Consider the following 17,462-nt stretch of genomic DNA (forward strand, 5'->3'; position numbering starts at 1 on the left):
TCTCTCCAGATGACTGCCGATTCCAACGATCATCCCGCGACCGAGCCGTTCGTGGCCCATGGACCGGTGCGGCGGGGCGGCAGCATCCTGCTGGTGCTGCTGATCGCCGCGGGTATCGTCGCGGTGGCGGTCTGGCTCATGACCATCGGCCGCAACCAGGCACAGCCCTATATCCTCGGCCTGCTGGCGCTGCTCGCGACCGTCGGGCTGTTCAACCTGTTCGCCTTTGCCGCCGGCATCATCCGCTTCTCCGACCGCGCCACCGACGATCCCGTGATGGGGCGTATCGCCGACCATGCGCAGGAGGGGCTCGTGGTCACCGACTCCCGCGGCCACGTGGTCTATTCCAACGCGGCCTATCTCGCGCTGACCGGCGCGGCCGGGCCGCAGGACGTCCGTCCCGTCGAGCGCGTCTTCATCGGCAATCCCGACGTCTCGGAAGCGGTGTTCCGCCTGTTGAAGGCGGCACGCGAGGGCAAGCGGCAGCAGGAGGAGGTCCGGATCGCCGGCCATGACGGCAGCCAGGGCCGCTGGCTGCGGCTGCGGGTGCGCCCGCTCGGCCAGGGCAAGCGCGACGGGAAATATGCGGTGTGGTCGATCGCCGACATCACACGCGACCGCGAGCGCCAGGAGGACGTGTTCCAGGAGCTGCGGCACGCGATCGAATATCTCGATCATGCGCCCTGCGGCTTCTTCTCGGTCAATCCGGCTGGCGAGATCGCCTATGTCAACGCGACGCTGGCGAACTGGCTCGACTACGACCTTGCCGAGATCGGCTCGGGCGGCCTGAAGCTGACCGACATCGTCTCCGGCGATGGCGCGGCGCTGCTGACCTCGATCGTTCCGGTGCCGGGCGAAGTCAAGACCGAGGTGTTCGACATCGACCTGCGGATGCGCGGCGGCAGGACCGTGCCGGTGCGGCTCTATCACAAGCTTGCCTTCGGCGCCGATGGCGCGCCGGGCGCCTCGCGCACGCTGGTGATCAGCCGTGCCCGCGACGAGCCTTCCGATCCGGAGCGCGCCGCCGAGGTGCGCTTCATGCGCTTCTTCGACCACACGCCGATGGCGATCGCGACCGTCGATCGCGGCGGCAGCGTGGTCGGCGCCAACGCGCGCTATGCCAAGCTCGCGCAAGGCCTGAACGGCGAAGGCGGCGCGGCCAAGTCGATCTTCCGCGCGGTCAATCCGCGCGACCGCGGTCTCCTGATCGCGGCGATCAACCATGCGGCCGAGGGCCAGGGCGACATCCCGCCGGTCGAGGTGATGCTCGACGGGCCCAAGGAGCGCTTCGCGCAGTTCTTCGTGACCGCCGTCGAGAAGAAGGACGAGCGCGACGCCGAGACCGCGATCGTCTACATGCTCGAAACCACCGAGCGGCGCACGCTGGAAAACCAGATCAACCAGTCGCAGAAGATGGAGATGGTCGGCCAGCTTGCCGGCGGCATCGCGCACGACTTCAACAACGTGTTGTCAGCCATCATGATGGCGAACGACTTCCTGCTGAACGCGCACAAGCCGACCGATCCGTCGTTCCAGGACATCATGCAGATCAAGCAGAACGCCACCCGCGCCGCGACGCTGGTGCGGCAACTGCTGGCGTTCTCGCGCCGCCAGACGCTGCGGCCGCAGGTGCTCGATCTCGGCGATGCGCTCTCTGACCTCACCATGCTGTTGCGCCGGCTGATCGGCGAGAAGGTCAAGCTCGACCTGGTGCACGGCCGCGATCTGTGGCCGGTCAAGGTCGACGTCTCCCAGTTCGAGCAGGTGATCGTCAACCTCGCGGTGAACGCGCGCGACGCGATGCCCGACGGCGGCAAGCTGATCGTGCGGACCGCCAACGTGCCGACCGAGGAAGCCGCGCAGCTCGCCAACAAGGGCATGCCGGCGGCGGACTATGTGAAGATCGAGATTTCGGACACCGGCACCGGCATCCCGCCCGAGATCATCGACAAGATCTTCGAGCCGTTCTTCTCCACCAAGGATGTCGGCAAGGGCACCGGCCTCGGCCTCTCCACGGTCTACGGCATCGTCAAGCAGACCGGCGGTTTCGTCTATGTGGATTCCAGGCCGGGCGAGGGCACCACGTTCCGGATCTACCTGCCGCGGCACATGCCCGAGCAGGAGGTCGTACCCGAAGCCCATGCCGGCAACGGCGCGGCGAAGGACACCGCCGTCGCAGCCGAAGCTGCCAAGCCGAAACCCGATCTCACCGGGCAGGGCACCATCCTGCTGGTGGAGGACGAAGACGGATTGCGTTCGCTGAACGCGCGCGGCCTGCGCTCACGCGGCTACAGCGTGATCGAGGCCGCGAACGGCGTCGAGGCGATGGAGGCTTTCGACGAGAAGAATGGCGAGGTCGATCTCGTGGTCTCCGACGTGGTGATGCCGGAGATGGATGGGCCGACGCTGCTCAAGGAGATGCGCAGCCGCAACCCCAGCCTGAAGATCATCTTCGTCTCGGGCTATGCGGAGGATGCGTTCGAGAAGAGCCTGCCCGAGAACCAGCAGTTCGCCTTCCTGCCCAAGCCGTTCACGCTGACCCAGCTGGTCGCCGCGGTGAAGGAAACCATGACGCTCCAATAGGGTGCGCTGTTGCATCCACAAGGATCATAGTGTCACATCTCCGCGACTGAGGGCCGCAGCCGCGGTTCCCGTTTCCCGCTTCACTTTTATCTATCGCTGCCCATCTTTAGGGCGCGTCCCCATGCTGGGGAACCTTTGAGGAAACCAACATGAATTTCTCGCAACGCACCCGTGGAATAGTTCGGGCGATCGCCGTCGCGATGGCGTTGGCGTTGCCTGTCGTGATGACTGCTTCGGCGGCCGACGCACGCGTCGGCGGCGGAGGCTCGCGCGGCTCGCGCACCTTCTCCGCGCCGCCTAGCACCAATACGGCGCCGGGCTCGGTCGCCCCGATGAACCGTACCTTCAGTCAGCCTGGCAGCCCTAACATGGGCGCGCCGGCGACGAATTCGGGCGGCCTGTTCGGCCGTCCGGGCATGGGCCGCAGCTTGCTCGGTGGATTGGCCGCCGGCTTCCTCGGCGCCGGCCTGTTCGGCATGCTGTTCGGCGGCGGCCTGTTCTCCGGTCTCGGCGGCCTGTCGTCGATCCTCGGCCTGCTGTTGCAGATCGGCCTGATCGTGCTGGTGGTGCGGCTGGCGATGTCGTGGTGGCAGCGCCGCAATGCGCCGGCCTATGCCGGCGGTCCTGCCGCCGGCGCCGGCCCGCAGCCGAACTACCGCTCCGGTTTCGGCTTCGGCCTCGGCGGCGCCTCGGGCGCACCTGTCGAGATCGCGCCGGCCGACTACGAGACGTTCGAGCGGCTGCTCGGCGAGATCCAGACCGCGTGGTCGAACGAGGACATCGCGAAGCTGCACACGCTCGCGACGCCCGAGATGGTGTCGTACTTCTCGAAGGATCTCGAGGAGAACAAGGCCCGTAACGTCACCAACAAGGTGACCAATGTGAAGCTGCTGCAGGGCGACCTCGCGGAAGCCTGGCGCGAAGGCGACAGCGAATATGCGACGGTCGCGATGCGCTACTCGCTGGTCGACACCATGCTCGATCGCGGCACCGGGCGCATGGTCGATGGCAGCGAGCAGCCGGAGGAGGTCACGGAGGTCTGGACCTTCCTGCGCCAGCGCGGCGGCCCCTGGGAGCTTTCGGCGATCCAGCAGACCAACTGACCGATTGCCGGTCCTGACGATGCAAGGCGCCGCGGCTCCAATCCGCGGCGCCTTTGTTTTGCGCGTTTCACGAGCGCGTCGCGTCATCGGAATATCCAGCGCCGCCGCGGGTTGATGTCAGCGAACCACAACAACCATTGGAGGATGGAATGAACGTCGTTGCGCGGATTGCCGTTCCCGCCTGTCTTGCGCTTGCCGTGGTTGCCGCGCCGCCGGCGCTGGCCCAGACCACTGACGCCAGCTTCTTTGTGACCAGCAAGGGTATCGGCAATGGCGGCAATCTCGGCGGACTGGCCGGCGCCGACAATCACTGCCAGACGCTGGCGCAGGCCGCGGGCTTCGGAGCGCCGAAGACGTGGCGCGCCTATCTCTCGACGCAGGCGGCCGACGGCCAGCCCGCGGTGAATGCGCGCGACCGCATCGGCAAGGGGCCGTGGAAGAACGTCAAGGGCGTCGTGATTGCGAAAGACGTCGCCGACCTGCACAGCGCCAACAACAATCTCACCAAGCAGACTGCCCTGTCCGAGAAGGGCGAGGTCATCAATGGTGTCGGCGATACGCCGAACCGCCATGACGTGCTGACGGGATCGCAGGCGGACGGCACCGCGTTTCCTGCCGGAGAGGACCGCACCTGCAAGAACTGGACAAGCAGCACGCAAGGTGCCGCCATGGTCGGGCATCTCGACCGCAAGGGCTTGCGCGACGACGAGCCGTCAAAATCCTGGAACATGTCGCATCCCTCGCGCGGTCCCGACGGCGGCTGCTCGCGGGCCGACCTGAAGAGCACCGGCGGCGACGGCCTGTTGTACTGCTTCGCGGCGAACTGATCCCGGATTGGTGCGTTGACGCCTGCGATAGCGCGCCGCAGATTGCGGGGCGCTACCGCAGGTCGAGGCTTCTGTTCACGCCCAAGGGCCATCCCAAGGATCGTCCATGCATTATCAACTCTACTACTGGCCCTTCATTCAGGGCCGTGGCGAATATATCCGGCTCGCGCTGGAGGATGCAGGTGCCGGCTACACCGACGTCGCGCGCGAAAAGGGCGGCACGGGCGCGATGATGAAGATGATGGAGGGCCACAAGGGGACGCCGCCGTTTGCGCCGCCGTTCCTCAAGGCCGGCAGTCTCGTGATCGGGCAGACCGCCAACATCCTGCTCTATCTCGGTGCGCGCCACGGCCTGGCGCCGAAGGCCGAGGCGGGAAAGCTGTGGGTGCACCAGCTCCAGCTCACGATCGCCGATTTCGTGCTGGAGATTCACGACACCCATCATCCGCTCGGGCCGTCGCTTTACTACGAGGACCAGAAGGCGCCGGCGAAGAAGCGCACCGAGGAGTTCTGGAAATCGCGCGTGCCGAAATATCTTGGTTACTTCGAGGATCTGGTGCAAGCCAATGGTGGCGCCTTCGTCACCGGCCGCCGTGTGACCTATGCCGATCTCTCGCTATTCCAGATCATCGAAGGCCTGCGTTATGCATTTCCGCAGCGGATGGCGGCGTTCGAGAAGAACATTCCGCGCCTCGTCGCATTGCGTGACCGCGTCGCAGAGCGACCGAATATCAAGACTTATCTTGCGAGCAAGCGGCGGATTGCATTCAACGAAGACGGGATCTTCCGGCGCTACAAGGCGCTGGATTTGTGATTTCGTCATTCCGGAGCGCGAAGCGAACCCGGAATCTCGAAATTCCCCGATGCGCAATTGCGCATCTGACGTTCGATGCTCCGCATCGCCCCGGAATGACACCGCGGCGTGCGCTATCTGCTCCGTCCGTCCACCGGCGTCATCGCGATCTTCGACAGGTCGATGCCGTCGATGCAGCTCACATTCACGGCCACCATGTCGCTGCCGTCGGGCTTCTTGCCGCGCGCGAATACGTCGACGCCGCAGTCGATGCAGAGCTGGTGGCGGATCACGTGGCGGTTGAAGAGATATTCCTTCAAATTCTCGCCGCCGGCACGGAGCTGGAAGCTCGACGGCGCCAGGAAGACGAAGTGCAGGCCCTTCTTGGTGCAGATCGAGCAGTTGCAGGCGGTGACGACAGCCATGTCGGTGGTGCATTCGAAGCGAACCTGGCCGCAATGGCAGCCGCCTGTATAGGTTTTGCTGTCAGGCATGATGTGTCCTCACCAGAGCCCCGGGACCAGACGATAACGCACCCGCGTCGCATAGTCGGCGTAGCCGGGCAGTCCCGCCGCCAGCGTGCGCTCCTCGATGCGCGTGCGGATCGCGAACATCAGAAAGAACACCGGCACGAAGGCAAGGCCCCACCATGAGCCGAGCATGAGCGGCACGCCGATGAAGAACAGCATGATGCTCGCATACATGGGATGCCGCACCAGGGCATAGGGACCGGTCGAGATCACACGATGATCGCGCTCGGCCTGCACCTTCACGACCGGCGCGGCGAAGGAGTTGGTGCGGAACACCCAGAGGATCAGGACCATCGAGATCAGATACAGGACGAGGCCGAGCAGCATCAGCGCCGTGCCGGCATTGGCGCCGTCGAACCGCCGATCCAGCCCCATCGCGACCAGCCAGATCACGACAAGAATGATCAGCACCAGCATGAAGTACTTGTCCGCGGCGGGTTGCTCCTCGCGCGCCGTCAGGCGCATGCGTTCGGCAAGCAGGCCGGGATCGACCCTGGCAAGCCAAACGCCGCCGGCCGGGCCGAGCACGGCGGAGCCGATGAGATAGGCCCACGCGCCGGGCCATTGCAGCGTGCCGGCAGAGGCGAACAGCAATGCGCCCATGCCGATGACGAAGGCGGTGTTTTGCAGGAGGAGCTTGGCGATCATTGGCGGCTCCGTGCGACCCCTGAAACGGAAAACAAATCATCGCATGTTTTCCTGCGAACGTGCGACGGCAGCCATCAACTTTCCGATCATCTGCGCCATTCCACTGTCGACAAATGTATAAGTATATACTTATATATTGGCATGACCAGCGCGATGCAGCTCACCAATGTATTGAAGACTCTCGCGGACCCGACGCGGCGCGCGGTGTTCGAGCGGATCGCGCAGGAGGGCGAGATCGCCGCGACTGGGCTGGTGCGCGGCTCAAAAGTGTCGCAACCGGCGGTGTCGCAGCATCTGCGCGCGCTGCGCGATGCCGGTCTCGTCGCCGAGCGGCGCGACGGCCGGCACATCCACTATCGCGTGGCGCCGAAGGGGCTCGGCCCGCTGATCGACTGGCTCGGCCACTACCAGACGTTCTGGGCCGAACGGTTCGCGAACCTCGAGAAACTTCTGAAGGAGACCGAGTGATGAGTGCGAAACATGCGATCACCGTTGAGAAGGTGCTGCCCTATGCACCCGGGACAATCTGGCGGACGCTGACGGTCAGCGAGACGATCGCAAAGTGGCTGATGCCGAACGATTTCGTCGCCGCCGTCGGCCACAAGTTCAATTTCCGCACCACGCCGATGGGCGACTGGGACGGCGTCGTACATTGCGAGGTGCTCGACTGCGATCCGCCGCGCCTGTTGCGCTATTCCTGGAAGGGGGGCGCCGACAGCAATCCCGCCTACGGCTCGAAGCTCGACTCAATCGTGACCTGGACGCTGACGCCGGTCGAGGGTGGCGCGCATCTGCGCATGGTGCATGACGGCTTCGTCTTCCCGGGTAACCAGATCGCCTTCGACATGATGAGCCCGGGTTGGGGCAGGGTGCTCGACAGCATCGCGCGCGTGACCGCGGAGACCGGAGGCTAAGGCAGCTTCGGTTCTGATTGAATCAGAACGGCGCTGCTCACTCGCTCTTGCCGCGCCGGACGGTGATCGAGGCTTCGGTCCTGGTGCGCGTGCATTCCAGATTGAGCCGGCGATAGCGCATCGTGATGGTGTTGCCGCGCAAGATGCCCATGCGCTTCAGGCAGCGCGAGGTGCCGGTCATGGTGTCGTCCTTCGGCACGGTGAACACGAGCGCGGTGGCGGAGCCGACCAGGTTGAAGAACTCCGGCTTCATCTTGCGGTCGGTCTTGGCGTAGAGCTCGATCGAATAGTCCTTGCCGCGGCAGCCGAGCGACACTTCCTTCGCCGCCGGATGCGTGAGGTACGTAATGTTGCCGGCAGAGAAATTGATCTTCAGACCTTCGATCTGGCCTGCGAGCTGCTTGGCGATATCAGCGCAAGGATCGGCATGCGCCGGCGCAGCGGCCAAGGCTGCGACCAGCGCCAGCAGCGCAACTGATAAAGTGGAGCGAATATTGAACGGCGATCGTCCGATCATGATACCCCCGCGGCATGAAATGCGCGAAGGTTCATGCAGACTCCCGCGCGGCGCGTCAATACGCCGTCAACCTCAGGTAATGTGGCGGACCAGCACATCACGAGGCGCACTTGCCCTCGTGCGCCTTGGACGTCCCGGCCGTCATGCGCTCGCAGTCATTGCCATAGGTCTTGCCGTCGCAGCCGCAGACGGGCTTGAAGATCTTGTTGCAGAACCTCGGCTTGCGCGTGCAGATGCCGGTCCGGTCGGAGCGGCCGCACGTTCCGGACTTGAACTGGCAGAACTGGTCGGAGCGGCATTGCGGGCCGGCGAGGCCGCAGCAGCGTTGGCCGAGGATTGGCGCCTGTCGCCAGCGGGACCAGCAGCGCGAGCGCCGCGAACGAGACGAGAAGCCCTGCCTTCATGATGGCCTCCGTTGACCGATTTCTGGCGTGCTCGCGATACAGCAACCAGAGATTACACGTCCGCGAAGAATATCACACGGATTGCCGTTCCCCGTGCATGGCTGGGGGCAGCCGGCTTCCCTTTCCTTTGTCCGAAAAATGCTTAGAACGCTCTATGTTGCCGGCGGCCCTCGTGGCCGAGGCGGCCTTTCGAACCGACGAGCAGCCCAAAGAGCAGCCCATGAACGCCCCCACCGCCTTTCCCGACCAGCAGAAGCCCGTTCCGCCCTACAAGCACACCCCATTGTTCCCGCTTGGCGCGGATACCACGCCCTACAAGAAGGTCACGAGCGAGGGCGTGCGGGTCGAGAAGGTCCTGGGCAAGGACATGCTGGTGGTGTCGCGCGAGGCGCTGCGGGCGCTCTCGGAAGCGGCCTTCGGCGAGATCAACCATTACCTGCGACCGGGCCACCTGAAGCAGCTCCGCTCGATCCTCGAGGACAAGGAAGCCAGCGACAACGACAAGTTCGTCGCCTTCGACTTTCTGAAGAACGCCAATATCGCGGCTGGCGGCGTGCTGCCGATGTGCCAGGACACTGGCACCGCGATCATCATGGGCAAGAAGGGCTGCAACGTCATCACCGACGGCGACGACGAGGCTGCGCTCTCCGAAGGCGCGCGCGACGCCTATCTGCGCCGCAATCTGCGCTATTCGCAGGTGGCTCCCTTGTCGATGTATGAGGAGAAGAACACCGCCAACAACATGCCGGCGCAGTGCGAGATCTACGCCGAGGGTGACGACGCCTACAAGTTCATGTTCATGGCCAAGGGCGGCGGTTCGGCCAACAAGAGCTTCCTGTTCCAGGCGACACCCTCGGTGCTGACCAAGGACCGCCTGCTCGCGTTCCTGAAGGAGAAGGTGCTCACGCTCGGCACCGCGGCGTGCCCGCCCTATCACCTCGCCATCGTGATCGGCGGCACCTCGGCCGAACTCTGCATGAAGACGGTGAAGCTCGCCTCCGCGCGCTATCTCGATGCGCTGCCGACCCACGGCTCAGCTGACGGCAACGCGTTCCGCGATCTCGAGATGGAGCAGGAAATCCTCAAGATGACGCAGAGCCTGGGGGTCGGCGCGCAGTTCGGCGGCAAGTACTTCTGCCATGACGTGCGCGTGATCCGCATGCCGCGCCACGGCGCCTCGCTGCCGATCGGGCTCGGCGTGTCCTGCTCGGCCGACCGCCAGGTGCTCGGCAAGATCACCAAGGACGGCGTCTACCTCGAGGAGCTCGAGCACAACCCGGCGCAGTATCTGCCGGCGGTCGAACAGTCGCTCGGCGGTGAGGTGGTCAAGATCGACCTCAACAAGCCGATGAGGGAGATTCTGGCGACGCTGTCGCAATATCCGATCAAGACCCGGGTCTCGATGACCGGCACCATGATCGTGGCCCGCGACGCCGCACACGCCAAGCTGCGCGAGCGGCTGGAGAAGGGCGAGCCGTTGCCGGATTATTTCAAGAACCATCCGGTCTATTACGCCGGTCCTGCCAAGACGCCCGACGGCTATGCCTCCGGCGCATTCGGCCCGACCACGGCGGGGCGCATGGATTCCTTCGTCGACCAGTTCCAGGCCGCGGGCGGATCGATGGTGATGGTCGCCAAGGGCAACCGTGCGGTCGCGGTGCGCGAGGCCTGCAAGAAGCACGGCGGCTTCTATCTCGGCTCGATAGGCGGTGCTGCGGCGAACCTCGCCGAGCACTGCATCAAGAAGGTCGAGGTGCTTGAATATCCCGAGCTCGGCATGGAGGCGATCTGGCGCATCGAGGTCGTCGACTTCCCGGCCTTCATCATCATCGATGACAAGGGCAACGACTTCTTCAAGGAATTGAACCTGGGTTGAGGGTAACAGGCCTCGACGGGTTCTCCAGGGGCTGGGTCGCCGTCACGATCGACGGCGACCGGCGGACGATTTCCTTCCATGCTGATATCGCGGACGCGCTGGCCGCTCCGTTCGATCGTGCCGGCATCGATATTCCGATCGGCATGACCGACGACGGCGCGCGCGATTGCGACCGGCTCGCGCGCGAAAGGCTGCGGCCGCACACGTCGCGCGTCTTCACCGGTGCGCGGCGTTGGCTGTGGCAGGAATTTCGCGATCCCGATAAGGCGAATGCGGATGCGTTGCGCCGCGGCGAGATGCGGGTCTCGCGTCAGCTTTGGCACATCGGGGTCAAGATCATGGAGGTCGACGCCTTCATGCGCGCAGATCGCACGCGCGACATCCGCGAGGTCCATCCCGAGCTGGTGTTCCTGCGGTTGAATGGCGGCAAGCCGCTGCCGCGCAAGAAGTCGGAGGAGGGCGATGCGCTGCGCCGCAGGCTGCTCAAGCGGGAGGGCTTTCGCGAGATCGATCATTGGCTCAGTGACGCGCGGATCGGCACCGGCGCGAAGCGCGACGATGTGCTGGATGCTTGTGCCGTTGCGCTGGCCGCATATGAGCCTCATGGCTGCCTTCCCGCAGGGGCGCCGCTCAGTGACGCGTACGGCCTGCCGATGCAGATCTGGTTCTAGCGCGGGGCTACAGGCCTTCGGCAACGATCCGGACCAGCATGCGCCGGATACAATGAGAGCCGCGCCGGTGACCGGCGCGGCCCTAATGCGTGACGGAGTGTCTCTCCGTCCATCGGATGACTCAGGCGCGCTTGCCGGTGAACGGGAAGCTGCCCATCGGGCCGATGCCCATCTCGCCGGAGATGCTGTCGCCAGCGACCTTGCCGCTGAAGTCGAGCGTGAGCGGCATCGGATTGGTGATCGAGACCTTCCAGGCGACGTCGTCACCATTCACGGTGCCGTCGAAGATTTCGGTGGAATTGCCCTCGGCACCCTGCGTGCCCGTGAGCGTGCCGCCGGCGGCCTTCAGCGACAGCGTCGCCTTGCGCTCGCCCATCGGCGTCGTCATGGTGAGATTCCAGTTTCCGTCCACCGCCATGTAGGTCTCCCCTCGAGATGAAAGCGTGCGGGGCGGTATAACCCATCTCGCTGCGCAAGCCTAACCCTTTGCGCCTGCGGCGATCAGGCGCGGGCGGCGGCGCGCAGCCGGTTCGTGATCAGAATGCGGAAGGCGAGGTACTGGATCGCGAAGGCGGCGATCTTGGCGCCGGCCGCAACCACGGTCACGTAGGTCGCCCACAGCCTGACGTCGCCGGTCGCCGCAACGGCGATGGTGCCTGCGCCGAGCGCGAACATCAGGACGGCCCAGGCATAGCCTGCGAGCGTGACATATTCCGGAATCACCTCGGTCACTCGCGGCGGCATGTAGCGCAGCATCCAGCCGCGCTTGAGCATGATGGCGCCGATTGCGAAATGCGCGATGGCGGGCTTGGCGAGCACGAAGCGGGGATCGTGGGTCAGCAGCGTCGCCGTGCCGAGCACGATGACGAGCGCGAGGCTGGCCCAGGTCATGAAGCCCAGCGCCTCACCCTTGATCCGCGAATAGACCGCCCGCGCGATCGCGCCTGCGATCGCAACGCCGGTGGCGAGCAGCACATTATCGGTGCTGAGGTAGACCACCAGAAACACGATGGTGGAGAGAAAATCGCTCGCGAGCTTGGCCAATACGCTCTTCATCGTCGTGTCTTCCGCTTCCTCTGGCGCTTGATCGTTGTGGCGGTGCGGTTGTTCAATCGCGTGACGTCAGTTCTGGGTCAGCCAGAACCGAAAGGCCTAGGGCGAGGGCAGGGCGTTGGCCGGCGGCGCGCCATATCTGGCCTTGCGATATTCCGGATACCATTTGGTGAAATAGATCGCGCTGTTGCGGGCGGCGAAGGCGATCAAGAGGCCCGACCATAGCGGCAAACCGGGCACATAGAGCACGGCCATGTCGCCGATCGCCATCAGCAGGAATGCGCCGGTCCAGGCCCAGGTGAGCAGATAGTTGGTGTGCACGAAGCCGGGATGCTGCATGGTCTCTGCGTCGACCATTTCCCGCGCATATTGCAGCGTGAAGGGGTGGCGGAAGACGATCGACAGCAACGCCACCGACAGCAGGCCGGCATTCACGGCGAAACTCACCGCGTTGTTGCTGAGCGTCGCATCGACAAAGGTGAGATAGCAGCCGATCGCGGTGAACACGGTCACCGAGCCGACGGTGAGGATCTTGATGGTGCGGCCGCGCGCGACGTCGAGCACGATCACGGCAAGGCAGATCAGGGCGGCGCAGAACATGCTCACGGTGGCTGACGTCAGCAGCGACAGCACGGCGAGGACGCCGTAGGGAGCGAGGATCAGGAAGATCGTCATGAGCAGCCTCGGAGGCCAATCTTTACGTTGTAAAGATAGCCTAAAGGCGGGCCGCGAGGTCGCCAAGCGAAATCTTTACAGTGTCAAAATCGTGAGGGAGCGCGCAAAGACGGGAGATTAGCGGCTTGACGGCGATAATCCGGACCGCGCGCCGTGCGCCGCCCGGAATGTTTGATGTCGCGAGAGTCCAGAGCGACGGACGAGGGGTTATTCCGCCCCGACCCAATTGCCGTGGAAGCCATCCGGCACACGATGGCCGAGATGCATCAGTGCCGCAGGTCCCGCCTCGACATCGGTCGCGTTGAAGATGGCGAGGTCGCTGCGGTTCTCTCGCGCGCGCCAGACCACTGTGAGCAGCCAGCCGTCGCCCTCGGCGGCATTAGGGCCGCGTTCGACGAATACCGGCTCGGAGATCGTGTCGCCGGCCGGCAGAAGGTAGTGGCCGAGCCGCTTGCCTTTGCCGTCGACATGCACGATGCCCGACAGCGCGCCGAACATCGGCAGATCGGGATTGGCACAGGCGTACCAGCCGTGATTGCTCGTCATTCCTGCACGCCGGTCGTCGACGCGGGGGAATTCGCCGGTGAGATCGTCGAGATAGGTCTGCGTGAAGCGGTCGGTATTGCCGGCGAGATCGAAGGTCCAGCGGCAATGGCGCGCGCGGTTCTTCTTCGGATCGGTTGGCGAGCCGTCGGGATGGTTGAACAGCGGTGCTTCCTCGAACTGCATCACGTCGGCGATGATGCGGTTTCCCTCTTCCCACGCGTTCATGACGTGGAAGACGTAGCAGGTCTCGGCGCGGAACCAGACGATGTCCTTCGAGGAGCCGCTGCGCTTCATCACGCCGACATAGGCGCCTTTCTCCGGCTCCCAGGCGTAGGGTGCCTGTCCGCGCATCGCGCGCTGCATGCTGCCGGTGATGGGCAGGATCGGAAACAGCACGTGGTTCTCGGTGACGATGAAGTCGTGCACCATGCTGGCATAGGGCGCTTCGAAACGCTCGAGCCGCGTCACCACGCCGGACGAATTGACCGCTCCGTACGACAGCGCCGGCGTGAGCGGACCTGCGGCGTTGTAGCCGAAGAACACCAGTTCGCCGGTTAAGGGATCGATCTTGGGATGCGCGGTGAAGGGACCCGTGATCGCGCCCTTGTAATCGCAGTAGCCGAGGCGATTGAGCGTGCCGGGCTCGATCTCGGTCGGCGGATGGCCCTCCTCGAGCGCGAGCAGGCGGCCGGCGTGGAAGATGATGTTGGTGTTGGCGACGCCGCCGTCGGTCGTCGTGGTGGCGGGCGCGTCCGCAAGCTTGCGGCCGAGGCCGCCGAACAGTGCGCGGTCGGCGTCGTGCTCGGCCTGCCATTTCGGCGTGCGGACCCAGCGGTTGCGGTAGCTGGCGCGGCCGTTCGCGAGATGGAAGGCGTGCAGCATGCCGTCGCCGACGAACCAGTGCGCGCCCGCCGCATCGAACTGCGGGTTGGGGCCGTTGCGATAGAGTGTGCCGTTCAGCTCGCGCGGCAGTTCGCCCGTGATCTTCGGGAAGGGCGCATCGGCTTCAAAGGGAATCGGCGCCAGATTGGTCCGTGCCGCGTTTGACGTCACCTGGTCGAGCATCTCACGCCTCCTCCGCTTTTATCTTTACATCGTAAAGATGTTGGTAGGTGCAAGGCACATGATCGTCAAGCAAAATCTTTACACTGTCAAAATTGCGTCATATAAGAAGGTCATGGCGAGATTGTCCAAGGAAAACAAGGCGAGCCGACCGGCGCCGAGGCGCGCTCGGCGGGCCGCCCACGTTGCGGCCGATCGTCCCGCTCCGCGGCGGCGTGTCGGCGACGCGCCTTACCATCACGGCGACCTGCACGAGGCGCTGCTGAAGGCCGCCGAGCTGGTGCTCGAGCGCGACGGACTCGCGGGCCTGACGCTGCGTGCCGTGGCGCGCGAGGCCGGCGTGTCGCATGCCGCACCGACGCATCATTTCGGCGATCTCACCGGGCTCGTCAGCGAGCTCGCCGCGATCGGCTTCCGCCAGTTCAACGAGGCGATGATCGCGGCGGGCGCGACCGGCTCAACGCCGAACGAGAAGGGGCTGGCGCGCGCCAAGGCCTACATCGCCTACGCGCAGGCGCATCCCTGCATGTACGGGCTGATGTTCCGGACCGAGCGGCTCGACATGAAGCGGCCGTCGCTGCATGAGGCAGCCAATGCCTCGTTCGCCGGGCTCGCCGGCTCGATCGGCGAAAGCCGTCACGAGCAGATCCAGGAAAGCGCGTTGACGCTCGAGCAGGGCGGCGCGATCGTGCGCGCCTGGTCGCTGGTCCATGGCTTCACGATGCTGCTGCTCGACGGGCGGCTGGCCGATGTGCTGAACCGGATGCCGCCAGGAAACACCGTCGAGATGCTGCTCGAGGCGATGCTGAAGGGGTCGATCAGCAAGCCACCGGGCTCTTAGCCAAAGCGCTTTCAAGCGAAAGCCTGTCCGGGACTTGATCCGGGACAAACGCTGGTCGCGCGAAGGAAGCAGGCTAAGGCGAGGGGCCTAGCGTCTGGTCAGCGCGGTGCTCCGGCCGCTCTGGCCGATCGTCTTCACCTCGTCCTTGTCACACCTGAAATCGCGCGCGAAATCGTCGGCCGCCTGCCGCGCCAGCTCGTTGGCGTTGGGATTGGCCGCGACATCGACATAGGCGACGTGGCACACGGCGCCCGGCGGCAGCCGTGTCACCGCGAGCATCGCTCGCGACTTGGGGCTCCCGCTCTTGTCCTGCTCGCTGTTGTCGGCGATCAGCCAGCGCTGGATGATCGCGAAGGGCTTGCCGTCGGCTGCGCGCCACTCGACGGTATCGCCGGTCGAACTGAACGGCCCGAACCAAGCCTGCGCGGCCGGTTCCCTGACCGCAGCTTGATGGTTTCGGCCGACCGAGACCGCCTCGCGCAGATCGCCCTCGTTGATCAGCACCACAAGACCGGACCTCCCCGGACAGACCCGGCTCGCGCTGCCGTCCTCTTCATTGGGCTTGCCGATCATGTGCGGCAGTCCTTCGGCGCAGTCGACGTATAGAAGCTGCTGATCGTTTCGGCTTCAGCCTGGCAGCCACTCGCGCTGATGATGGCCACAACAGCTGTTGCAAAAGTGAGGTATTTCATCGGGAAAGCCTGCGATCCGGACCTACTTTTGTGTCTGACATGTACAATCTGGGGAAGGTTCAAGAGACACGCTGGAAATACCTGACAGGGGCGCGGAATCGTCCTAGAAGGGCGGCTTCGCCATTTCTGTCGCTTGCGCCTTGCGTGCTGTAGCCTCGATCGCCATGCCCACGATATCACCGAACAAGCCCTATCGCGTCGGCCGGTCCCGCACCGGACTTGGCCTCTTCGCCACCAAGCCGATCAAGAAAGGCACCAAGATCATCCGCTATTTCGGGCCGCTCCTCGACTCGAAAAAAAAGGATGAGGACGCGATCGAGAACAAATATCTGTTCGAACTCACCAATCGCTGGACCATCGACGGCTCGATCCGCGAGAACATCGCCCGCTATATCAACCACGCCTGCAGGCCGAACGCGGAATCGGACGTCAAGCCCCGCAAGCGCAAGGTGTTTATCCGCGCCATCAAGAACATCGAGCCGGGCGAGGAGATCAACTACGACTACGGCACCGACTATTTCAAAGCCTACCTGAAGCCGATCGGCTGCAAGTGCGATGCCTGCGAGAAGAAGCGCGAGAAGAAGCGCAAGAAGAAGCGCGCGGAGGCCAGGGCGGAGCGGCTCCGCCTGAAGGAAAAGGCCGAGCGGAAGGCCGAGAAGGCCGCCCAGGAGAAAGCCAAGGCCCGGGCGAAGGCGAATGGCGCCAAGGCCAACGGCAAGGCGCTGAACGGCAAGCAGCTGAATGGTCACAGCCTCACCAAGGCAGCGGGCAAGAAGGCGGCCGCTTCGAAGCGCGGCGCCGCGCGGGCGCTGCACGCCTGATCCCCAGAACGGGCCTAAAGCATGATGGGATTAGGTTGACTAAAACAGCGTCGGAGGTCACCTCTCCCCGACGGGGAGAGGTGGACCGGAGCCGCCGCAAGTCGATTCAACCCAAACTCATCCCGCTCTAGCCGGGCCGGTGCGCCGAGCTCGGCATCGGCGAGTTGCCGAAATCCAGCGTCGAGCGCTGGATGATCGTGCCGTGCTCGTCGATGACGAGACGGAAACGCCTGTTCTCAGAGAAGAATGTCAGGCGATGCCGTCCCTGATCGGCCTCGATCCCGCGCTCCGACAGCGTCGTGATCCTGCCCTCGCGCATCCCGGCCTGCAGCAGCGGAACCGCGATGCCGAGCCCCTCGGCGACGATAGCGGCGTCGACCTCGAATGCGCCGTCTGCGAATGCAATCGTCGTCATGACGCCCTCGCAGGATGGCGGGCGGGGGCTGGCAGGTAGGCGCATTGCGCGAGCGTCGTTCCGTCGAGCTCGCGCAGGAAGGCCTCGCGCGCCGCGGCGAGCTTCGCCTTCAGCCGGCAGCGCGGCAGCAGCACGCAACCTCCACCATCGTCCCTGAAGCATTCGACCAGCGCGCCGCTGCCCTCCAGCGCGCGGACCACCTGGCCGAGCGTGATGGCCTCCGCCGGCCGCGCCAGCAAACATCCGCCGCCCGCGCCGCGCTGGGTCGTGATGAAACCGGCCTCGGCCAGGTCGCGCACCACCTTCGCAAGGTGATTGCGGGAGATGCCGAATTCGGCCGCGATCTCGCTTGTCGCGAACGACCGGTCCGGCTCGCCGGCCAGCCGCATCAGCGCGCGAAGCGCAAAATCCGTGAACGATGTCAGGCGCATGGAAGCCCTTCGAAATCAGCACTTGGCGGATCAGCTATACCAGTCTAAATGGGCATTTGA

19 protein-coding genes and 1 pseudogene are annotated in these 17,462 nt (G+C 64.8%); 10 read left to right on the plus strand and 10 right to left on the minus strand.

The features are described from left to right. Positions 1-9: 9 nt before the first annotated feature. The 4 genes from MTX23_RS12805 (at position 10) to MTX23_RS12820 (ending at position 5,327) form a co-directional block, all read left to right on the plus strand. Positions 10-2,583, plus strand: a complete 2,574-nt coding sequence (locus MTX23_RS12805) for an ATP-binding protein (RefSeq protein WP_280978062.1) — start codon at positions 10-12, stop codon at positions 2,581-2,583. Between the two features lie 149 nt (positions 2,584-2,732). Then, on the plus strand, positions 2,733-3,686 hold the full coding sequence (locus MTX23_RS12810) for a TIM44-like domain-containing protein (protein WP_280977004.1): 954 nt from the start codon (positions 2,733-2,735) through the stop codon (positions 3,684-3,686). A 149-nt stretch (positions 3,687-3,835) separates the two neighbouring features. After that, complete coding sequence (locus MTX23_RS12815) at positions 3,836-4,513, plus strand: lectin (protein WP_280977005.1); 678 nt, start codon at positions 3,836-3,838, stop codon at positions 4,511-4,513. Between the two features lie 106 nt (positions 4,514-4,619). Continuing rightward, on the plus strand, positions 4,620-5,327 hold the full coding sequence (locus MTX23_RS12820; protein ID WP_280977006.1) for a glutathione S-transferase: 708 nt from the start codon (positions 4,620-4,622) through the stop codon (positions 5,325-5,327). A gap of 113 nt (positions 5,328-5,440) precedes the next feature. On the opposite strand, the gene MTX23_RS12825 is transcribed toward MTX23_RS12820, so the two are convergent. Next, positions 5,441-5,800 (minus strand): GFA family protein, encoded by a 360-nt coding sequence (locus MTX23_RS12825; protein ID WP_280977007.1) that lies wholly within the window; start codon positions 5,798-5,800, stop codon positions 5,441-5,443. Between the two features lie 9 nt (positions 5,801-5,809). Beyond that, on the minus strand, positions 5,810-6,484 hold the full coding sequence (locus tag MTX23_RS12830) for an isoprenylcysteine carboxylmethyltransferase family protein (protein WP_280977008.1): 675 nt from the start codon (positions 6,482-6,484) through the stop codon (positions 5,810-5,812). Between the two features lie 141 nt (positions 6,485-6,625). On the opposite strand from MTX23_RS12830, the gene MTX23_RS12835 reads away from it, so the two are divergent. Both MTX23_RS12835 and MTX23_RS12840 read left to right on the plus strand, forming a co-directional pair. Next, a complete protein-coding gene (locus MTX23_RS12835; RefSeq protein WP_280977009.1) occupies positions 6,626-6,952 on the plus strand; it encodes a metalloregulator ArsR/SmtB family transcription factor in 327 nt (108 codons plus the stop codon). Continuing rightward, positions 6,952-7,398 carry an SRPBCC domain-containing protein gene (locus tag MTX23_RS12840; RefSeq protein ID WP_280977010.1) on the plus strand — a complete coding sequence of 149 codons (447 nt, stop codon included), beginning with the start codon at positions 6,952-6,954 and terminating at the stop codon, positions 7,396-7,398. The genes MTX23_RS12835 and MTX23_RS12840 overlap by 1 nt, the downstream gene beginning before the upstream one ends. A gap of 37 nt (positions 7,399-7,435) precedes the next feature. Here the strand turns inward: MTX23_RS12840 and MTX23_RS12845 are convergent, their stop codons facing one another. Then, positions 7,436-7,915 carry a hypothetical protein gene (locus MTX23_RS12845; protein ID WP_280977011.1) on the minus strand — a complete coding sequence of 160 codons (480 nt, stop codon included), beginning with the start codon at positions 7,913-7,915 and terminating at the stop codon, positions 7,436-7,438. A gap of 624 nt (positions 7,916-8,539) precedes the next feature. Between MTX23_RS12845 and MTX23_RS12855 the strand changes: the two genes are divergently transcribed. Beyond that, the gene (locus MTX23_RS12855) at positions 8,540-10,195 is read left to right on the plus strand and encodes a fumarate hydratase (protein ID WP_280977012.1); all 1,656 of its coding nucleotides are present in this window, start codon (positions 8,540-8,542) and stop codon (positions 10,193-10,195) included. Continuing rightward, complete coding sequence (locus MTX23_RS12860) at positions 10,192-10,866, plus strand: DUF429 domain-containing protein (RefSeq protein ID WP_280977013.1); 675 nt, start codon at positions 10,192-10,194, stop codon at positions 10,864-10,866. Before MTX23_RS12855 ends, MTX23_RS12860 begins: the two co-directional genes overlap by 4 nt. A gap of 121 nt (positions 10,867-10,987) precedes the next feature. On the opposite strand, the gene MTX23_RS12865 is transcribed toward MTX23_RS12860, so the two are convergent. The 4 genes from MTX23_RS12865 to MTX23_RS12880 form a co-directional block, all read right to left on the minus strand. After that, positions 10,988-11,284 carry a hypothetical protein gene (locus MTX23_RS12865; RefSeq protein ID WP_280977014.1) on the minus strand — a complete coding sequence of 99 codons (297 nt, stop codon included), beginning with the start codon at positions 11,282-11,284 and terminating at the stop codon, positions 10,988-10,990. A gap of 83 nt (positions 11,285-11,367) precedes the next feature. Next, on the minus strand, positions 11,368-11,922 hold the full coding sequence (locus MTX23_RS12870; RefSeq protein WP_280977015.1) for a septation protein IspZ: 555 nt from the start codon (positions 11,920-11,922) through the stop codon (positions 11,368-11,370). Positions 11,923-12,018: 96 nt separating this feature from the next. After that, on the minus strand, positions 12,019-12,594 hold the full coding sequence (locus tag MTX23_RS12875) for a hypothetical protein (RefSeq protein ID WP_280977017.1): 576 nt from the start codon (positions 12,592-12,594) through the stop codon (positions 12,019-12,021). A 207-nt stretch (positions 12,595-12,801) separates the two neighbouring features. Continuing rightward, a complete protein-coding gene (locus MTX23_RS12880; protein WP_280977018.1) occupies positions 12,802-14,205 on the minus strand; it encodes a carotenoid oxygenase family protein in 1,404 nt (467 codons plus the stop codon). A 112-nt stretch (positions 14,206-14,317) separates the two neighbouring features. Between MTX23_RS12880 and MTX23_RS12885 the strand changes: the two genes are divergently transcribed. Beyond that, positions 14,318-15,043 (plus strand): TetR/AcrR family transcriptional regulator, encoded by a 726-nt coding sequence (locus MTX23_RS12885; RefSeq protein ID WP_280977019.1) that lies wholly within the window; start codon positions 14,318-14,320, stop codon positions 15,041-15,043. Positions 15,044-15,130: 87 nt separating this feature from the next. On the opposite strand, the pseudogene MTX23_RS12890 reads toward MTX23_RS12885, so the two are convergent. After that, a pseudogene (locus MTX23_RS12890) lies at positions 15,131-15,735 on the minus strand (hypothetical protein). Positions 15,736-15,899: 164 nt separating this feature from the next. Here MTX23_RS12890 and MTX23_RS12895 point away from each other — a divergent pair. Beyond that, a complete protein-coding gene (locus MTX23_RS12895; RefSeq protein ID WP_280977020.1) occupies positions 15,900-16,556 on the plus strand; it encodes an SET domain-containing protein-lysine N-methyltransferase in 657 nt (218 codons plus the stop codon). A 127-nt stretch (positions 16,557-16,683) separates the two neighbouring features. Here the strand turns inward: MTX23_RS12895 and MTX23_RS12900 are convergent, their stop codons facing one another. Continuing rightward, the gene (locus tag MTX23_RS12900; RefSeq protein ID WP_280977021.1) at positions 16,684-16,971 is read right to left on the minus strand and encodes a DUF6522 family protein; all 288 of its coding nucleotides are present in this window, start codon (positions 16,969-16,971) and stop codon (positions 16,684-16,686) included. Continuing rightward, a complete protein-coding gene (locus tag MTX23_RS12905; protein WP_280977022.1) occupies positions 16,968-17,402 on the minus strand; it encodes an Rrf2 family transcriptional regulator in 435 nt (144 codons plus the stop codon). Before MTX23_RS12905 ends, MTX23_RS12900 begins: the two co-directional genes overlap by 4 nt. Between the last annotated feature and the right edge of the window lie 60 nt (positions 17,403-17,462).

This window comes from Bradyrhizobium sp. ISRA436, assembly GCF_029910015.1.
Lineage (GTDB): Bacteria > Pseudomonadota > Alphaproteobacteria > Rhizobiales > Xanthobacteraceae > Bradyrhizobium.